17 protein-coding genes are annotated in these 12,148 nt (G+C 55.7%); 9 read left to right on the forward strand and 8 right to left on the reverse strand.

The genetic code is table 11. The features are described 5' to 3' along the window. Positions 1-11: 11 nt before the first annotated feature. The 4 genes from AB4O25_RS24535 to AB4O25_RS24550 form a co-directional block, all read right to left on the reverse strand. A complete protein-coding gene (locus tag AB4O25_RS24535) occupies positions 12-335 on the reverse strand; it encodes a hypothetical protein (RefSeq protein WP_460150089.1) in 324 nt (107 codons plus the stop codon). Between the two features lie 621 nt (positions 336-956). Then, positions 957-1,175, reverse strand: a complete 219-nt coding sequence (locus AB4O25_RS24540; RefSeq protein ID WP_460150090.1) for a hypothetical protein — start codon at positions 1,173-1,175, stop codon at positions 957-959. Beyond that, complete coding sequence (locus tag AB4O25_RS24545; RefSeq protein WP_460150091.1) at positions 1,172-1,417, reverse strand: hypothetical protein; 246 nt, start codon at positions 1,415-1,417, stop codon at positions 1,172-1,174. The genes AB4O25_RS24540 and AB4O25_RS24545 overlap by 4 nt, the downstream gene beginning before the upstream one ends. 2 nt (positions 1,418-1,419) lie before the next feature. Beyond that, a complete protein-coding gene (locus AB4O25_RS24550) occupies positions 1,420-1,719 on the reverse strand; it encodes a hypothetical protein (protein ID WP_460150092.1) in 300 nt (99 codons plus the stop codon). A gap of 169 nt (positions 1,720-1,888) precedes the next feature. Here AB4O25_RS24550 and AB4O25_RS24555 point away from each other — a divergent pair, with 169 nt between their 5' ends. Beyond that, positions 1,889-2,257 (forward strand): DUF4224 domain-containing protein, encoded by a 369-nt coding sequence (locus AB4O25_RS24555; protein WP_460150093.1) that lies wholly within the window; start codon positions 1,889-1,891, stop codon positions 2,255-2,257. Positions 2,258-2,384: 127 nt separating this feature from the next. Here the strand turns inward: AB4O25_RS24555 and AB4O25_RS24560 are convergent, their stop codons facing one another. Both AB4O25_RS24560 and AB4O25_RS24565 read right to left on the reverse strand, forming a co-directional pair. Then, positions 2,385-2,822, reverse strand: coding sequence for a hypothetical protein (locus tag AB4O25_RS24560; RefSeq protein ID WP_460150094.1), 438 nt, complete (start codon positions 2,820-2,822; stop codon positions 2,385-2,387). 816 nt (positions 2,823-3,638) lie between these two features. Continuing rightward, on the reverse strand, positions 3,639-3,851 hold the full coding sequence (locus tag AB4O25_RS24565) for a hypothetical protein (protein ID WP_017526366.1): 213 nt from the start codon (positions 3,849-3,851) through the stop codon (positions 3,639-3,641). A 159-nt stretch (positions 3,852-4,010) separates the two neighbouring features. On the opposite strand from AB4O25_RS24565, the gene AB4O25_RS24570 reads away from it, so the two are divergent. The 5 genes from AB4O25_RS24570 (at position 4,011) to recX (ending at position 7,931) form a co-directional block, all read left to right on the forward strand. Then, a complete protein-coding gene (locus tag AB4O25_RS24570) occupies positions 4,011-4,745 on the forward strand; it encodes a LexA family transcriptional regulator (protein WP_017526367.1) in 735 nt (244 codons plus the stop codon). 576 nt (positions 4,746-5,321) lie between these two features. Beyond that, the gene (locus AB4O25_RS24575) at positions 5,322-5,666 is read left to right on the forward strand and encodes a phage holin family protein (RefSeq protein WP_017526369.1); all 345 of its coding nucleotides are present in this window, start codon (positions 5,322-5,324) and stop codon (positions 5,664-5,666) included. A 146-nt stretch (positions 5,667-5,812) separates the two neighbouring features. Then, entirely contained in the window at positions 5,813-6,313 is a 501-nt protein-coding gene (locus tag AB4O25_RS24580) for a CinA family protein (RefSeq protein WP_065877194.1), read from the forward strand. A gap of 83 nt (positions 6,314-6,396) precedes the next feature. Then, positions 6,397-7,455 (forward strand): recombinase RecA, encoded by a 1,059-nt coding sequence (gene recA, locus AB4O25_RS24585; protein ID WP_003189042.1) that lies wholly within the window; start codon positions 6,397-6,399, stop codon positions 7,453-7,455. Between the two features lie 8 nt (positions 7,456-7,463). Then, positions 7,464-7,931 (forward strand): recombination regulator RecX, encoded by a 468-nt coding sequence (recX, locus tag AB4O25_RS24590; RefSeq protein WP_068937524.1) that lies wholly within the window; start codon positions 7,464-7,466, stop codon positions 7,929-7,931. A gap of 127 nt (positions 7,932-8,058) precedes the next feature. Here recX and AB4O25_RS24595 read toward each other — a convergent pair whose 3' ends face one another. Both AB4O25_RS24595 and AB4O25_RS24600 read right to left on the reverse strand, forming a co-directional pair. Beyond that, on the reverse strand, positions 8,059-9,171 hold the full coding sequence (locus tag AB4O25_RS24595) for an LOG family protein (RefSeq protein WP_017529773.1): 1,113 nt from the start codon (positions 9,169-9,171) through the stop codon (positions 8,059-8,061). Between the two features lie 293 nt (positions 9,172-9,464). After that, positions 9,465-9,905 carry a PA3611 family quorum-sensing-regulated virulence factor gene (locus tag AB4O25_RS24600; protein ID WP_017529772.1) on the reverse strand — a complete coding sequence of 147 codons (441 nt, stop codon included), beginning with the start codon at positions 9,903-9,905 and terminating at the stop codon, positions 9,465-9,467. Between the two features lie 178 nt (positions 9,906-10,083). Here AB4O25_RS24600 and AB4O25_RS24605 point away from each other — a divergent pair, with 178 nt between their 5' ends. The 3 genes from AB4O25_RS24605 to AB4O25_RS24615 all read left to right on the forward strand — a co-directional run bounded on the left by AB4O25_RS24605 (position 10,084) and on the right by AB4O25_RS24615 (position 12,145). Beyond that, complete coding sequence (locus AB4O25_RS24605) at positions 10,084-10,803, forward strand: tRNA-uridine aminocarboxypropyltransferase (RefSeq protein WP_017529771.1); 720 nt, start codon at positions 10,084-10,086, stop codon at positions 10,801-10,803. Between the two features lie 253 nt (positions 10,804-11,056). Next, positions 11,057-11,707 carry a response regulator transcription factor ErdR gene (erdR, locus tag AB4O25_RS24610; protein ID WP_017529770.1) on the forward strand — a complete coding sequence of 217 codons (651 nt, stop codon included), beginning with the start codon at positions 11,057-11,059 and terminating at the stop codon, positions 11,705-11,707. Between the two features lie 75 nt (positions 11,708-11,782). Then, positions 11,783-12,145 carry a diacylglycerol kinase gene (locus AB4O25_RS24615; RefSeq protein ID WP_065877192.1) on the forward strand — a complete coding sequence of 121 codons (363 nt, stop codon included), beginning with the start codon at positions 11,783-11,785 and terminating at the stop codon, positions 12,143-12,145. The last annotated feature ends 3 nt before the right edge of the window (positions 12,146-12,148 follow it).

Here is a 12,148-nt window from a genome sequence, read left to right on the forward strand (position 1 = left end):
GCTTGTTGACTTTATTTTGGACGAGGAGAAATAGGTGGGCTTGAAAATTTCCCCATATCACGCGCATCCATCTCTGCTTGGCTGCAACCCATGCGCTTGGCCCGTTCTCGGAGCGCCCAGTTTTCTCCGCCCCAATCTGCCGGTCTGCCTTGCAATTCAAGGACAAATTCATGTCCTTTAATGACGTTGCTTGTTCCAGCACACTCCCAAACTCGCTGCGCGTCAGACGTTGGCATTGGCTCATTTAAAGTGGCCTTGGCGCTCTCGGATAGCGAGGGAGGCGTATTGGCGCAGCCCGCGAGAGCAAGCGCGAGCAAAATCGGGGAATAGCGCATTTAGATTCCTTTTTTCACAGTTTATCCGTACGACTTTCGAAAGCTGTAATGCCTACGGCAGGGTGTTAATTTTGATCGGTATTACTACCCGCGAGATTAAATTGACGCTATCACTATTGAGCGCTGAGCCGCTTCATGGACCATCTCACAGTATCATGAGGAGCCGGGGTTCCATCAGCCCAAACGGAGTTCCCACTTTGCTCCATTTCCAGACTATCACCGCTAAAGTACCCGGTGAAACTTTGTGTAACCGTGAGTTGTAGAACCCCTTCACTGTTTTTATTAACAATATGCCGCTCGCCTTTTATCCAATCACCTTTGCGCATGAAGATAACGGGGTCATCAACGCCGGGGTGTTCATTGGTGTAATAGGCCCATCGCTTAAAAACTACTGCTTGCGGTTCTGTAGTACGCCACCATGTGAAGCTGCTGGCGTCTTTGAAATAAACATAGACATGATATCGCGAGCCCGGGCCTTCGTTATCTGCGTACCACAGCCCCTTCGGCACGGGGACAACGGGAGCAGTGGCGCAACCCAAGAGAAGCAAGCTCAGAAAAAAGGAGATGAGTTTTTTTTCATAAAGTCCATTTTCAGTTACAAGGAGGATTACCTAAATGCGTTTAGCCTACGCCAGCATAGAAGTGGTTCAGCGCTATCAGTTCGAACACAGCCACGAAAACACAGAGTACAACGAATCTAGGGCTGAAGACTCGCTTGCGGCCTGATGAGCCCCAGCTTAGCCCGGCCGCGTCGGAATAACCGGGGATCATCATAAGCAACGCGATACAAGCAATGACCCCAACCTTGCTCCAGAAGCTTTGCTCTCGCCATGCAGTCATTTGCGCTGTTCCGCTGCCCGAATTATCCGGCCGTCCTTCACCTCGTCCGCATAACCCGCCATCTGATCCTCGACAGCTTGAAACCTAGTGGCGATCTCGATCAGCTCGCGAGCGTCATCTTCCTGGCCAGCCTCAGAAAGCTTTACGGCGGCCTGCATCAGGTCTACGCCTGACCATTTGAGCAGGGCCGCAGCGTCTTTCAGGTCGCGGCGCAGCTGCTGGTTGGGTTTGGTGAGGGGCATGATCACGTATCTCGTTTCGCTTCGCCAGTCAAAATCCATTGCACGAGCCGACCAGTTACCTTGTCATACAGGACTGACAAGAAAAGCCCAATTATCACAAGGTAGCTACCGTAAAAGACTGCCGGGTACTCCTTAACGCGATATTTATTCCAGCTGATCACATCTAGCCACCGCTCAAAAAAGCGGTCCGGACTCAGGTAGCGCCCGCCCATATTGTAAAGACCAATAGATAGGATAATCAGTCCTCCCAGCAACAGAACAATACCTATGCGCTTTGTGACGGTATTTGTGAACTCTGCCACGCTGGCCTCCCGTCTGCTGACCATGCCATGCGGCATGGCCGGTCTCTGATCCATAAAATTACTGTAGCGCCTTCAAATACCAAGCGCACAGCATACTATGCTCGAAATAGTCGCGCTGGTAGACACCGGCGCAAACGCTTGAAGCCGCTAGTACTGGAGGAGCGACACTATGGCTGGTCATTTGGAGTCGATGTTTATCAGCTCTCAGGACCTTGCAGAGCTTACCGCTAGTGCACGCTCGGCTATCCAGATTCGATGGTTACGTACGAATGGAATCCCATTCATCCTAGGTGGTGACGGCATGCCCAAAGTCGCTCGGCAGGCATTACTGCACAAGTTTGGTCTAGCTGGACCCGCTGCCGAAATACCACTGGAGCCTCAGGCCAGGCGAGTGATGTACAGCATGAAGCGTTATGAGGCTTTCCTTGAGAGGCACTGGTCACCATTTCTCGAGCCTGTAAATAGTCCAAGCAAAAAGCCGGCTCACAGAAAGAAACCAATTCAAGGAAAGAAAGAGACTATTTATCAATTGGTCTGATCCACTCACAACGGCAGACCTATTAAGAGCCAGCTCAAGCATAGCCATCACCGACACCGGCGACCACGGACTGATCGCGTTGCGTGCATGCCAGGCGTACGTCAGACCTGAGACGTGCTGGCAACTCTCAGTCTTGGAACCCCAATGTCTGTCTTACGGTTTCAGTTAATAAAAGAGTGACTATTGGAGTTGCTACAGTTACTGCGTTCGCCAGATCTCCGAGGGCGCCCAGTACCTTCTTTCCTATGTCCGTTGTCTGGAGAGCACTCAAGTATTCTTTGTCAAAAAAACTGTGGCCAAGCGCTTGTTCTATTGCGTCTGTCACGGGGATCTTTCCGCCAAGTCTATATTCTTGGAGGGCGGTTACAATCAATCTGAGCGACCTAACTAGGTACTCTTTAACTTTTAGCTCCAAGTCGCTGTCCAGTACTTCTAATATCAAAGTGTTCAATGTTTCTATGTGTGAATCAACATCTGCGCTGGATATGGGGTCGGGTATTTTTAAGTCGAGTAAGTCCACTGCTGAAGTCAAGTGGTCAATAGCAGTGTCATTGATGTTGTCCACGAAAGTATGAAAGCCACTTAACATATTTTGCTGTTGAAAAGCTTTGTCTAATGTGGACTTCCAGAAATATGTTGGTCTGCTCTGCTTAGGAAAAGGGCGAGCATCACCTTGTGTGTTTCTTCGGACAGGCGCATCATTTTAGCCAGCCGCTCGTATGTGAGCGCTACGTTATTACTAGTTTTGAAAACTTTCCCCCAAACGGCCAATGTATTCTCAGATCTTGACTGATCACGGGCCTCAATCAAGATATCTAGAAGTCTTGCGGCCGGATTTCCATTTAACATTTTGCTGTCCGTTTTGTCGGTTTGTATTGTGAGTGATCTAAAGTCAGCTGCTTTTTTGTTGTTCGACCTTTCAAGTCTCGCGTTTCTGCACCAGTTCGCAGGAGGACAGTAGCAAATAGCCAGCTATGTGCCAATCCGCGCTACGTGACCCGAGATCGCAAAAGGTAACGCGCGACACTCAATATCTGTCTAAAACTAGTTCGACTTATCCCGGCACCATTGGCCCAAACACGCGCTATCCCTCGGGTAAGTTTTAGACAGTGAATCGCTGGAGGCCACGTAGTCACTGGCGCAATACCCTCCCCAGCCCATACTGCTGCATCATCGGGGTGTGGGAGGACAGATCGGACGTATTTTTACTCATTGGGTAGTAGGCAAATTCGTTGAAAGTGATGGGGCAAAGGGCGCGCTTGGCCCAGCAGTTTTTGCGATGGCGGCAAGGTTAACATGCGAGGTCGGCCCTTCGCAGGTCGCAAACGGAGAGGCAAAATATGAAAGGGTATGACTCAACCACGTGGGTTACAAATTCAGGTCATACACCGTAGAAGTGGTTCAGCAGTATCAGCTCACATACGGCTACAAAAATGCACAACACAATGAAGCCGGGGCTGAAGACGCGCTTGCGGTGGGACGAGCCCTCTCCCAGAGAACTTAGGTCTGCACCATCGGACACTACGGCCATAAGTGCCAGGAGGCCGAGGATCCAGGCCTTGGTCCAGAAACTATAGGTTCGCCATTGACTCATCCTTGCCGCCCATCCCGTCGATATCTGCGATGTAGAAAAGGTTAACACTCAAGCCTGACCTTCGCAGGTCTGCTAAAAGGTATGCCGAGTGCATAAATAATGCATTTTGATGCAGGTCAGCATTTGCCAACCCCTTAAACACCCGGCACTATCCTCGTTATGCAAAAACGCAACGTTTCTATCGTCTTAAGAGAACTGCTGGGCCGCGACCGGATCTCCCCCACGGAGCTTTACCGGCGCACCGGAGTGCCTCAATCCACGCTGTCCCGGATCCTCAGCGGCAAAATCGTTGATCCATCGGACAAGCACATTTCCCGTATCGCCGAGTATTTTTGCGTCAGCACCGATCAACTGCGCGGACGTGTGGCGCTGGGCGTTTCGCGCGAAGAGGGGCGCGACCCGATGCATTCGGAACTCAAGGACATAAGCCTGTGGGACGATGACACCCCCGTGAATGATGACGAGGTATCGATCCCCTTTTTGCGCGAGGTTGAATTGGCTGCTGGATCAGGAAGATTCGTCATTGAGGAAAGCGAAAAGGCCAGCCTGCGTTTTGGAAAGCGCAGCCTGCGGCATAACGGAGTGCAGTTCGACCAGGCCAAATGTGTGACGGTGCGCGGCAATAGTATGTTGCCGGTGCTGCGCGATGGCGCGACGGTCGGAGTGAATGCCGGAAAAAGCGCGATTGGCGACATTGTCGATGGCGACCTGTATGCCATTAATCACAATGGCCAGTTGCGGGTTAAACAGCTCTATCGCCTGCCCTCGGGTATTCGCCTGCGCAGTTTCAATCGTGATGAGCACCCGGATGAAGACTACAGCTTCCAGGATATTCAGGATGAGCAGATCAGCATCCTCGGCCATGTGTTCTGGTGGGGCATGTACGCCCGCTAACCATCTTCTGTCAGACGAAGCCCGCCAACGTGCGGGCTTTTTTACCTGTAAAAAATCACTAAACCCTAAGCCTGTCGGGCTATAAATGCGTATGTGCATTTTGCCGAGAGAAATAAATGCATTAATGCATTGACTGTATATGCATCCAGTAATACTCTTCATCTCAAGCCAGCCAACAAGGTCTGGTGGAGGCGGCAAGGATGCTGCCTAGGAAGACAGGGAAGGCACGCAACATCGGCAAGGACGCCATCCGAGCGATGGCAAGGACGCCAGGCAACACCGGCAAGGATGCCGACGCTCTTTAGTTACAAGGTTGTATCCAGATAAACAGTAATGAATCGGCTTTGACGGTTCGGAAGGTTGGTCTGGGTGTACAGCTTGAAGCATCAGAACAGTTATCCGGCAGACAAGGATCGTGGTCGGAAAAACATCAAGGACCAATCCGTAACGCGCCAGTAGCGCCGAAGGACCGTATTACTGAAAAGCCTGGGCAACCGGGCTTTTTGGAATGCCTGCCTATACGGAATTACCCAGACACCGGCATGTTGCCGGCGTTGCTCAGCCAGGAGGCGCGACATGACAACCGAGCAGCAAGCGTTAGCGGAAATGCCTATCTGGCTGGTGATCGTACTGGCGCTGATCGGCGCAGTGTCCGGCGAAATGTGGCGCGCCGACAAGGAGGGCGCTCGCGGTTGGTCCCTGGTACGGCGCCTGGCGCTGCGATCCGGAGCGTGCATGGTCTGCGGTGTTTCGGCGTTGATGTTGTGCTACGCCGCGGGTATGTCGATCTGGACCGCCGGCGCGATTGGTTGCCTCACCGCCATGGCGGGGGCCGACGTCGCCATCGGCCTTTATGAGCGTTGGGCGGCCAAGCGTATCGGCGTCAACCAGGGCCCACCTTCCCGGCCGGATCAGCAATAACTGTGTGCTTTTTAGTCGAAGGGGGGCGTGCCTGCCAGGCCTATGTGCGTGGCGTCGCCTGTTAGCGTCTTGATTCAGTCTGTCGCTTGCGTGTGCGATTCGCTCCTGTAGGGTAGGCGAACGCCCGCCCACTTCTGGAGACGCCCGTGAACGACATCACCCCACTTGCTGCTGAACTAGGCCGACGTTTGCAGGTGCTCAATGCCCATGTCACCACCGCTGAGTCCTGTACGGGCGGCGGGATCGCCGAAGCCATCACGCGGGTTCCGGGGAGTTCTGCCTGGTTCGAAGCGGGGTACGTCACCTACTCCAATCGGCAGAAGACCCGGCAGTTGAACGTGCCGGAGGATTTGTTTCCAAAAGTGGGCGCGGTCAGTCGGGAAGTGGTGGAGGCCATGGTGCGCGGCGCTCAGGAAAAAAGCCTGGCGCGGTTTGCCGTGGCGGTCAGCGGTGTGGCGGGGCCGGACGGCGGCTCGCCGGACAAGCCGGTGGGCACTGTATGGCTCGCGTTCGGTGTGGGCGATGAGGTGACCGCCGAGCTTGAGCACTTCGCCGGCAACCGCGACGAGGTCCGCCGACAAACGGTAAAGGCCGCCCTTGAGGGCTTGTTGCGACGAGCTGCAGCAGAAATAGAAAATCAGGGGTAGGCGATCTCCGATCTTTGTGGAACAATACTGTCTACTTATACAGGTGTTGGCCGTCAGGCCTTATTGATTACGTGAGGACTTTAATGGACGACAACAAGAAGAAAGCCTTGGCTGCGGCCCTGGGTCAGATCGAACGTCAATTCGGCAAGGGTGCCGTAATGCGTATGGGCGATCATGACCGTCAGGCGATCCCGGCTATTTCCACTGGCTCTCTGGGTCTGGACATTGCGCTCGGCATTGGCGGTCTGCCAAAAGGCCGTATCGTTGAAATCTACGGTCCTGAATCTTCGGGTAAAACTACCCTGACCCTGTCGGTGATCGCCCAGGCACAGAAAATGGGCGCCACCTGTGCGTTCGTCGATGCCGAACATGCCCTGGACCCTGAATACGCCGGCAAGCTGGGTGTCAACGTTGACGACCTGCTGGTTTCCCAGCCGGATACTGGTGAGCAAGCCCTGGAAATCACTGACATGCTGGTGCGCTCCAACGCCATCGACGTGATCGTGGTTGACTCCGTGGCTGCCCTGGTACCGAAGGCGGAAATCGAAGGCGAAATGGGCGACATGCACGTGGGCCTGCAAGCCCGTCTGATGTCCCAGGCGTTGCGTAAAATCACCGGCAACATCAAGAACGCGAACTGCCTGGTGATCTTCATCAACCAGATCCGTATGAAGATCGGCGTAATGTTCGGCAGCCCGGAAACCACCACCGGTGGTAACGCGCTGAAGTTCTACGCTTCGGTCCGTCTGGACATCCGTCGTACCGGCGCGGTGAAGGAAGGTGACGAGGTTGTCGGTAGCGAAACCCGCGTCAAGGTTGTGAAGAACAAAGTGGCTCCACCATTCCGTCAGGCCGAGTTCCAGATTCTCTACGGTAAGGGTATCTACCTGAACGGCGAGATGATCGATCTGGGCGTGCTGCACGGTTTCGTTGAGAAGTCCGGTGCCTGGTATGCCTACAACGGCAGCAAGATCGGACAAGGCAAGGCCAACTCGGCCAAGTTCCTGGCAGATAACCCGGACATCGCTGCCACGCTTGAAAAGCAGATCCGCGACAAGCTGCTGACGGCCGCGCCAGACGTGAAAGCAGCCGCCAACCGCGAGCCGGTTGAAGAAGTAGAAGAAGCCGACACTGACATCTGAAGCAAACGATGACAGTTGTACTGGATACACTCGTCGCCGTTCGGCGCACTGCGATGGACCTGCTCGCTCGACGCGAGCACGGTCGAGTCGAGCTGACGCGTAAACTGCGTCAGCGCGGCGCAGACCCCGAGATGATCGATACAGCACTCGACCGGTTGACGGAAGAAGGGTTGTTGTCGGAATCCCGTTACCTTGAGAGTTTTGTCTCCTACCGCGCCCGCTCCGGTTACGGCCCTGCGCGAATTCGTGAAGAGTTGAGCCAGCGTGGTCTGCAACGTGCCGATATCGACCTTGCCCTGCGCGAGTGCGGTATCAGTTGGCAGGCGCAGTTGGAAGACACTTGGCGGCGCAAGTTCTCTGGCCAGATGCCCATCGATGCCAAGGAGCGAGCGAAACAAGGCCGCTTCCTGAGTTATCGCGGATTTTCTATGGAGATGATCAGCCGCTTGTTGAGCGGCCGAGACATGGATGACTGAGTTGACTGTGGCGAGGGAGCTTGCTCCCGCAGAGCTGCACAGCAGCCCTAAATCCTCCATCACCGACCTGATTCGCCACAAAAAAGACCCACTATGAAAATAGTGGGTCTTTTTTTGCGCTTAAAAATCAAGCCGTTTCCGGCGCCACCCGCTGCTGTGTCTTCCCTTGAGCCGATGCCCAGTTCTCCGGCAAGTTGATGTAATCCACCAACTCTCGCAACCGGCCCTGATCTCGCCCATTGAAGTTGAACACCAGCCGTGTCAAATGGCTGAATTTTGGCTCGTCATGATCCTCACCCGTATAGGCAAGTTGCTGGAATTCCCCGCTCAATCGCAGGCTGGCAAATTCACTCTGCAGATATTTAAGCGCTCGATCACTCAGCGGGTGATTCATACGCACCACAAACTCGCGCTTCAACCAGCGCGTGGAATGGAAGTTCGCATAAAACTGATTGATTTCCTCCACCGCTTCTTCAGCGCTGTATACCAAGCGCACTAACTTGAGGTCGGTCGGCAAGATATAGCGATTGGCTTCTAATTGGTTACGGATAAAGTCCAGGGCACCTTGCCAAAACCCGCCACCTGGCGCGTCCAGCAATACCACCGGTACCAGCGGACTCTTGCCGGTCTGGATCAGGGTCAGCACTTCCAGCGCTTCATCCAGTGTGCCGAAGCCGCCCGGGCACAGTACCAACGCATCGGCTTCCTTGACGAAAAACAGCTTGCGCGTAAAGAAGAAGTGGAACGACAGCAGATTCTCGGTGCCATCAATGGTCGGGTTGGCGTGCTGTTCAAACGGCAGGGTGATATTGAACCCCAGGCTGTGCTCCAGGCCGGCGCCTTCATGCGCCGCGGCCATTATGCCCCCGCCGCCGCCGGTGATTACCATCAAGTCGGAGCGTGCCAGCGCGGCGCCCACTTCACGGGCCAGGGCATACAGGGGACTTTCCACGGGCGTGCGCGCGGAGCCGAATACCGTGACTTTGCGTCGGCCCTTGAACTGTTCGAGCACGCGAAAGGCATGGTCCAGTTCGCGGATGGCTTGCAGGGTGATCTTGGCGTTCCAACGGTTGCGGTCGTCCTGGGCCATGCGTAGCACGGTGAGGATCATGTCGCGATACAGAGGGATATTCGGGCTGTTGGGGGCGATCAGATGGAGTTGCGCTTCGACCTGTTGCGTGAGGTCGGCTCCACTTTCTTCAAAGTGCCGGAGCAGGCTGTCATTCGGTTCGTATGGCATTCAACGTCTCCTTCTTACAGGGCCCGGATGGCCGACGAGCGATTCGCCGGAGGCTACGACACTGCATGTGTCGCTGCTTGCCGCAGAGGGCAACCTTCTTTTGCCCTGAAAATGTTACAGAACAGCATGAGAAATGCTGTGAGTGAGCTGTGGGGGATGGCCTGATGATGGGCTGAAAAACCCTTGCCTGGCAACCGCTTATTGGTCACTCACACGGAGTCTAGCTGCAGGCGGAGCGTTGAAGCGGGGGAAGTGCGCGTCACTGGCCAGCAACGCGCGAAGTCAGGCAGAGGTTACTTTTTCTTCTTGGCTGAAGCGGGGGCAGGGCAATCCGCTTCCACGAACTTCACCGACGCCACCGGGCGGTTAGTTTTGTTCTCGGTGATTTCGTAGCGCATGACCGCGCCCTTGGCCATCAGCTCGCGATAACCCTTGTTCAGGCACACGCTCTGGCCCAGCTGGAAATACACAGCCTTAGGGTTGGCCCGCATCTGTTCGGCGCGGTCGGGCAGTACGCTGAGGTGATCGATCAGTTGCATGCCTTCAACGGTGTAGGCCACTTCCAGGGTTTTTTCATCGATTTCCCGGGGCAGGTCCTTGTTGCTTTCGGTTGCGACGCTTTGCAGCTTCCTGTTCATTTGCGCCTCCAGCAGCGAGGCCGCCTGGGCGCCTACGGGCAAAACCAGCGCAAGCGCAATGGATGGGGCGGCAAGGCGCAGCATGGAACGCAGCATGAAACTCTCCTGATTCGGTTACTGGTGCATAGACCAGCCACTGCGCTGTGCGTTCAGTGGCGGGCAATTATAGGTGAGCCCTTGCCACTACAGCCAGGCGTATCGCTGGTAAACTGCCGCCACTTCAACCTTTCTTGAGCTATCCCGTGTCGATCTCTCCGTCCCTGCGGCGCATCCGATGAACCACGCCGTCTCCCGCCTGCGTACCCAGCGTCTGGCGCGTGCTATCAAGCCCTTCGTCAACCGGGGCTCCCGTGCCGAACGCTGCCCCGGTTGCCGGGTGATCCCCGAGTACTGCCTGTGCGATTGGCGGCCCAGGGTCCAGGCCAAGTCCGCCATGTGCCTGCTGATGCATGATGTCGAGCCGATGAAGCCCAGCAACACTGGCTGGTTGATCGCCGATGTCATCGAAGACACGACCGCCTTCGCGTGGTCGCGAACCGAAGTCGATCCCGAGTTGCTCACCTTGCTCGCTGACCCGCAATGGCAGCCCTATATCGTGTTCCCCGGCGAATTCGTGGCGCCTGAACGGGTGGTCGGTGAGGTCAAGGTGGAAGAGGGCAAGCGCCCGTTGTTTATCCTGCTGGATGGCACTTGGAGTGAAGCGCGCAAGATGTTTCGCAAGAGCCCTTATTTGGAGCATTTGCCGGTCCTGAGCCTGGCGCCTGAGCAACTGTCGCGTTACAAACTGCGCCGGTCCAAGCGCGATGATCATTTCTGCACCGCCGAAGTCGCCGCCTTGTGTCTGGAGTTGGCCGCCGACGGTGCCGCCAGCGAAGTACTGGACGCCTACCTCGACGTCTTCAGCACTCATTACCTGGCCGCCAAGTTCCAGATGCCTTTGGACCCGACTGATATCGTCCATACTCGACTGGCGCCCTATATACCGAGCGTATAGCCAGACGACGTTTGCATGATGGCACCGTAAAGCCACTCGCCGCTAAAATGCCCACTGGGCGTGGTGCTTGACCCCCCAGGCTACGCTGGGCATGCTGGGCGCCGATTGGGGCGCAACCGTGACTTTTCGACGTCGTTCCAGGCGCTTTTGACGTCGAGTTTGCCCTGTGGCAATGGCTGCCTGGCCGCTGCCGTGTGTACTGGCGAACCCTGAACCCATCAGGGCTGCCTTAAAAAACAGGATCATTTAATCAATGGCCACATACGAAATCCTGATAGCCGATGACCATCCGCTGTTTCGCAGTGCGCTGCATCAAGCGGTGACCCTGGGCCTTGGCCCGGACGTGCGCCTGGTCGAAGTGGCCAGCATTGCCGAGTTGGAGACCCGCCTCGCCGAAAAGTCCGACTGGGATCTGGTGCTGCTCGACCTGAACATGCCCGGTGCCTACGGTTTTTCGGGGTTGGTGTTGTTACGCGGGCAATACCCGCAGATCCCGGTGGTGATGGTCTCGGCCCAGGAAGACGCCGACGTGGTGGTGCGCTCCAAAGAGTTTGGCGCTAGCGGTTTCATTCCCAAGTCCAGCGCCATGGACGATATTCAGAACGCCGTGCGCAAAGTGCTCGATGGCGATGTGTCCTGGCCGCCGCAGGCGTTCGAAGAAATCAACGTGTCCGACGAAGCCAAGGCTGCCCGTGACGGCCTCGCCAGTTTGACGCCCCAGCAGTTCCGGGTATTGACCATGGTCTGCGAGGGCTTGTTGAACAAGCAGATTGCCTACGAGCTGAGCGTGTCGGAAGCGACCATCAAGGCGCATGTGACAGCAATTTTCCGCAAACTGAATGTGCGGACGCGGACTCAGGCGGCGCTGCTTTTGCAACAACTTGAGTCAATTTCGTCGCAATAAAATGTCACGGGTTCACGCTTTTTTGACTTTGCGTGATCTAGCTTCCCCACTTCTTTGGTTCAGTTGCCTACGTCTATGTCGCCTTTCAAGGGTCAAACCGGTATCAAACGTATCTTCAATGCGGGGGGCTATTCCCTGGATGGCCTGCGCGCGGCCTTCACTGGCGAGGCGGCTTTCCGTCAGTTGGTGCTGCTCAACGTGATCCTGATCCCGCTGAGCTTTTTCCTGAACGTCAGCCGGGTCGAGCGCGCTTTGCTGATTGCGGTATGCCTGTTGGCCCTGATTGTCGAGTTGCTCAACTCGGCGGTGGAAGCGGCCATCGATCGCATCTCTCTGGACCGCCACCCCCTGTCGAAAAACGCCAAGGACATGGGCAGCGCCGCGCAATTCGTCGCGCTGACCATGATCACTCTGGTATGGGCAGTGATCCTGGTCTGAGCC

The organism is Pseudomonas sp. S3_A03 (assembly GCF_054668275.1).

Bases quoted from the DNA above. Each gene is read 5' to 3' on its own strand.
- AB4O25_RS24535 (WP_460150089.1), bottom strand. From the start codon at position 335: ATGCGCTATTCCCCGATTTTGCTCGCGCTTGCTCTCGCGGGCTGCGCC.
- AB4O25_RS24540 (WP_460150090.1), bottom strand. From the start codon at position 1,175: ATGACTGCATGGCGAGAGCAAAGCTTCTGGAGCAAGGTTGGGGTCATT.
- AB4O25_RS24545 (WP_460150091.1), bottom strand. From the start codon at position 1,417: ATGCCCCTCACCAAACCCAACCAGCAGCTGCGCCGCGACCTGAAAGAC.
- AB4O25_RS24555 (WP_460150093.1), top strand. From the start codon at position 1,889: ATGGCTGGTCATTTGGAGTCGATGTTTATCAGCTCTCAGGACCTTGCA.
- AB4O25_RS24565 (WP_017526366.1), bottom strand. From the start codon at position 3,851: ATGAGTCAATGGCGAACCTATAGTTTCTGGACCAAGGCCTGGATCCTC.
- AB4O25_RS24570 (WP_017526367.1), top strand. From the start codon at position 4,011: ATGCAAAAACGCAACGTTTCTATCGTCTTAAGAGAACTGCTGGGCCGC.
- AB4O25_RS24575 (WP_017526369.1), top strand. From the start codon at position 5,322: ATGACAACCGAGCAGCAAGCGTTAGCGGAAATGCCTATCTGGCTGGTG.
- recA (WP_003189042.1), top strand. From the start codon at position 6,397: ATGGACGACAACAAGAAGAAAGCCTTGGCTGCGGCCCTGGGTCAGATC.
- recX (WP_068937524.1), top strand. From the start codon at position 7,464: ATGACAGTTGTACTGGATACACTCGTCGCCGTTCGGCGCACTGCGATG.
- AB4O25_RS24595 (WP_017529773.1), bottom strand. From the start codon at position 9,171: ATGCCATACGAACCGAATGACAGCCTGCTCCGGCACTTTGAAGAAAGT.
- AB4O25_RS24600 (WP_017529772.1), bottom strand. From the start codon at position 9,905: ATGCTGCGTTCCATGCTGCGCCTTGCCGCCCCATCCATTGCGCTTGCG.
- AB4O25_RS24605 (WP_017529771.1), top strand. From the start codon at position 10,084: ATGAACCACGCCGTCTCCCGCCTGCGTACCCAGCGTCTGGCGCGTGCT.
- erdR (WP_017529770.1), top strand. From the start codon at position 11,057: ATGGCCACATACGAAATCCTGATAGCCGATGACCATCCGCTGTTTCGC.
- AB4O25_RS24615 (WP_065877192.1), top strand. From the start codon at position 11,783: ATGTCGCCTTTCAAGGGTCAAACCGGTATCAAACGTATCTTCAATGCG.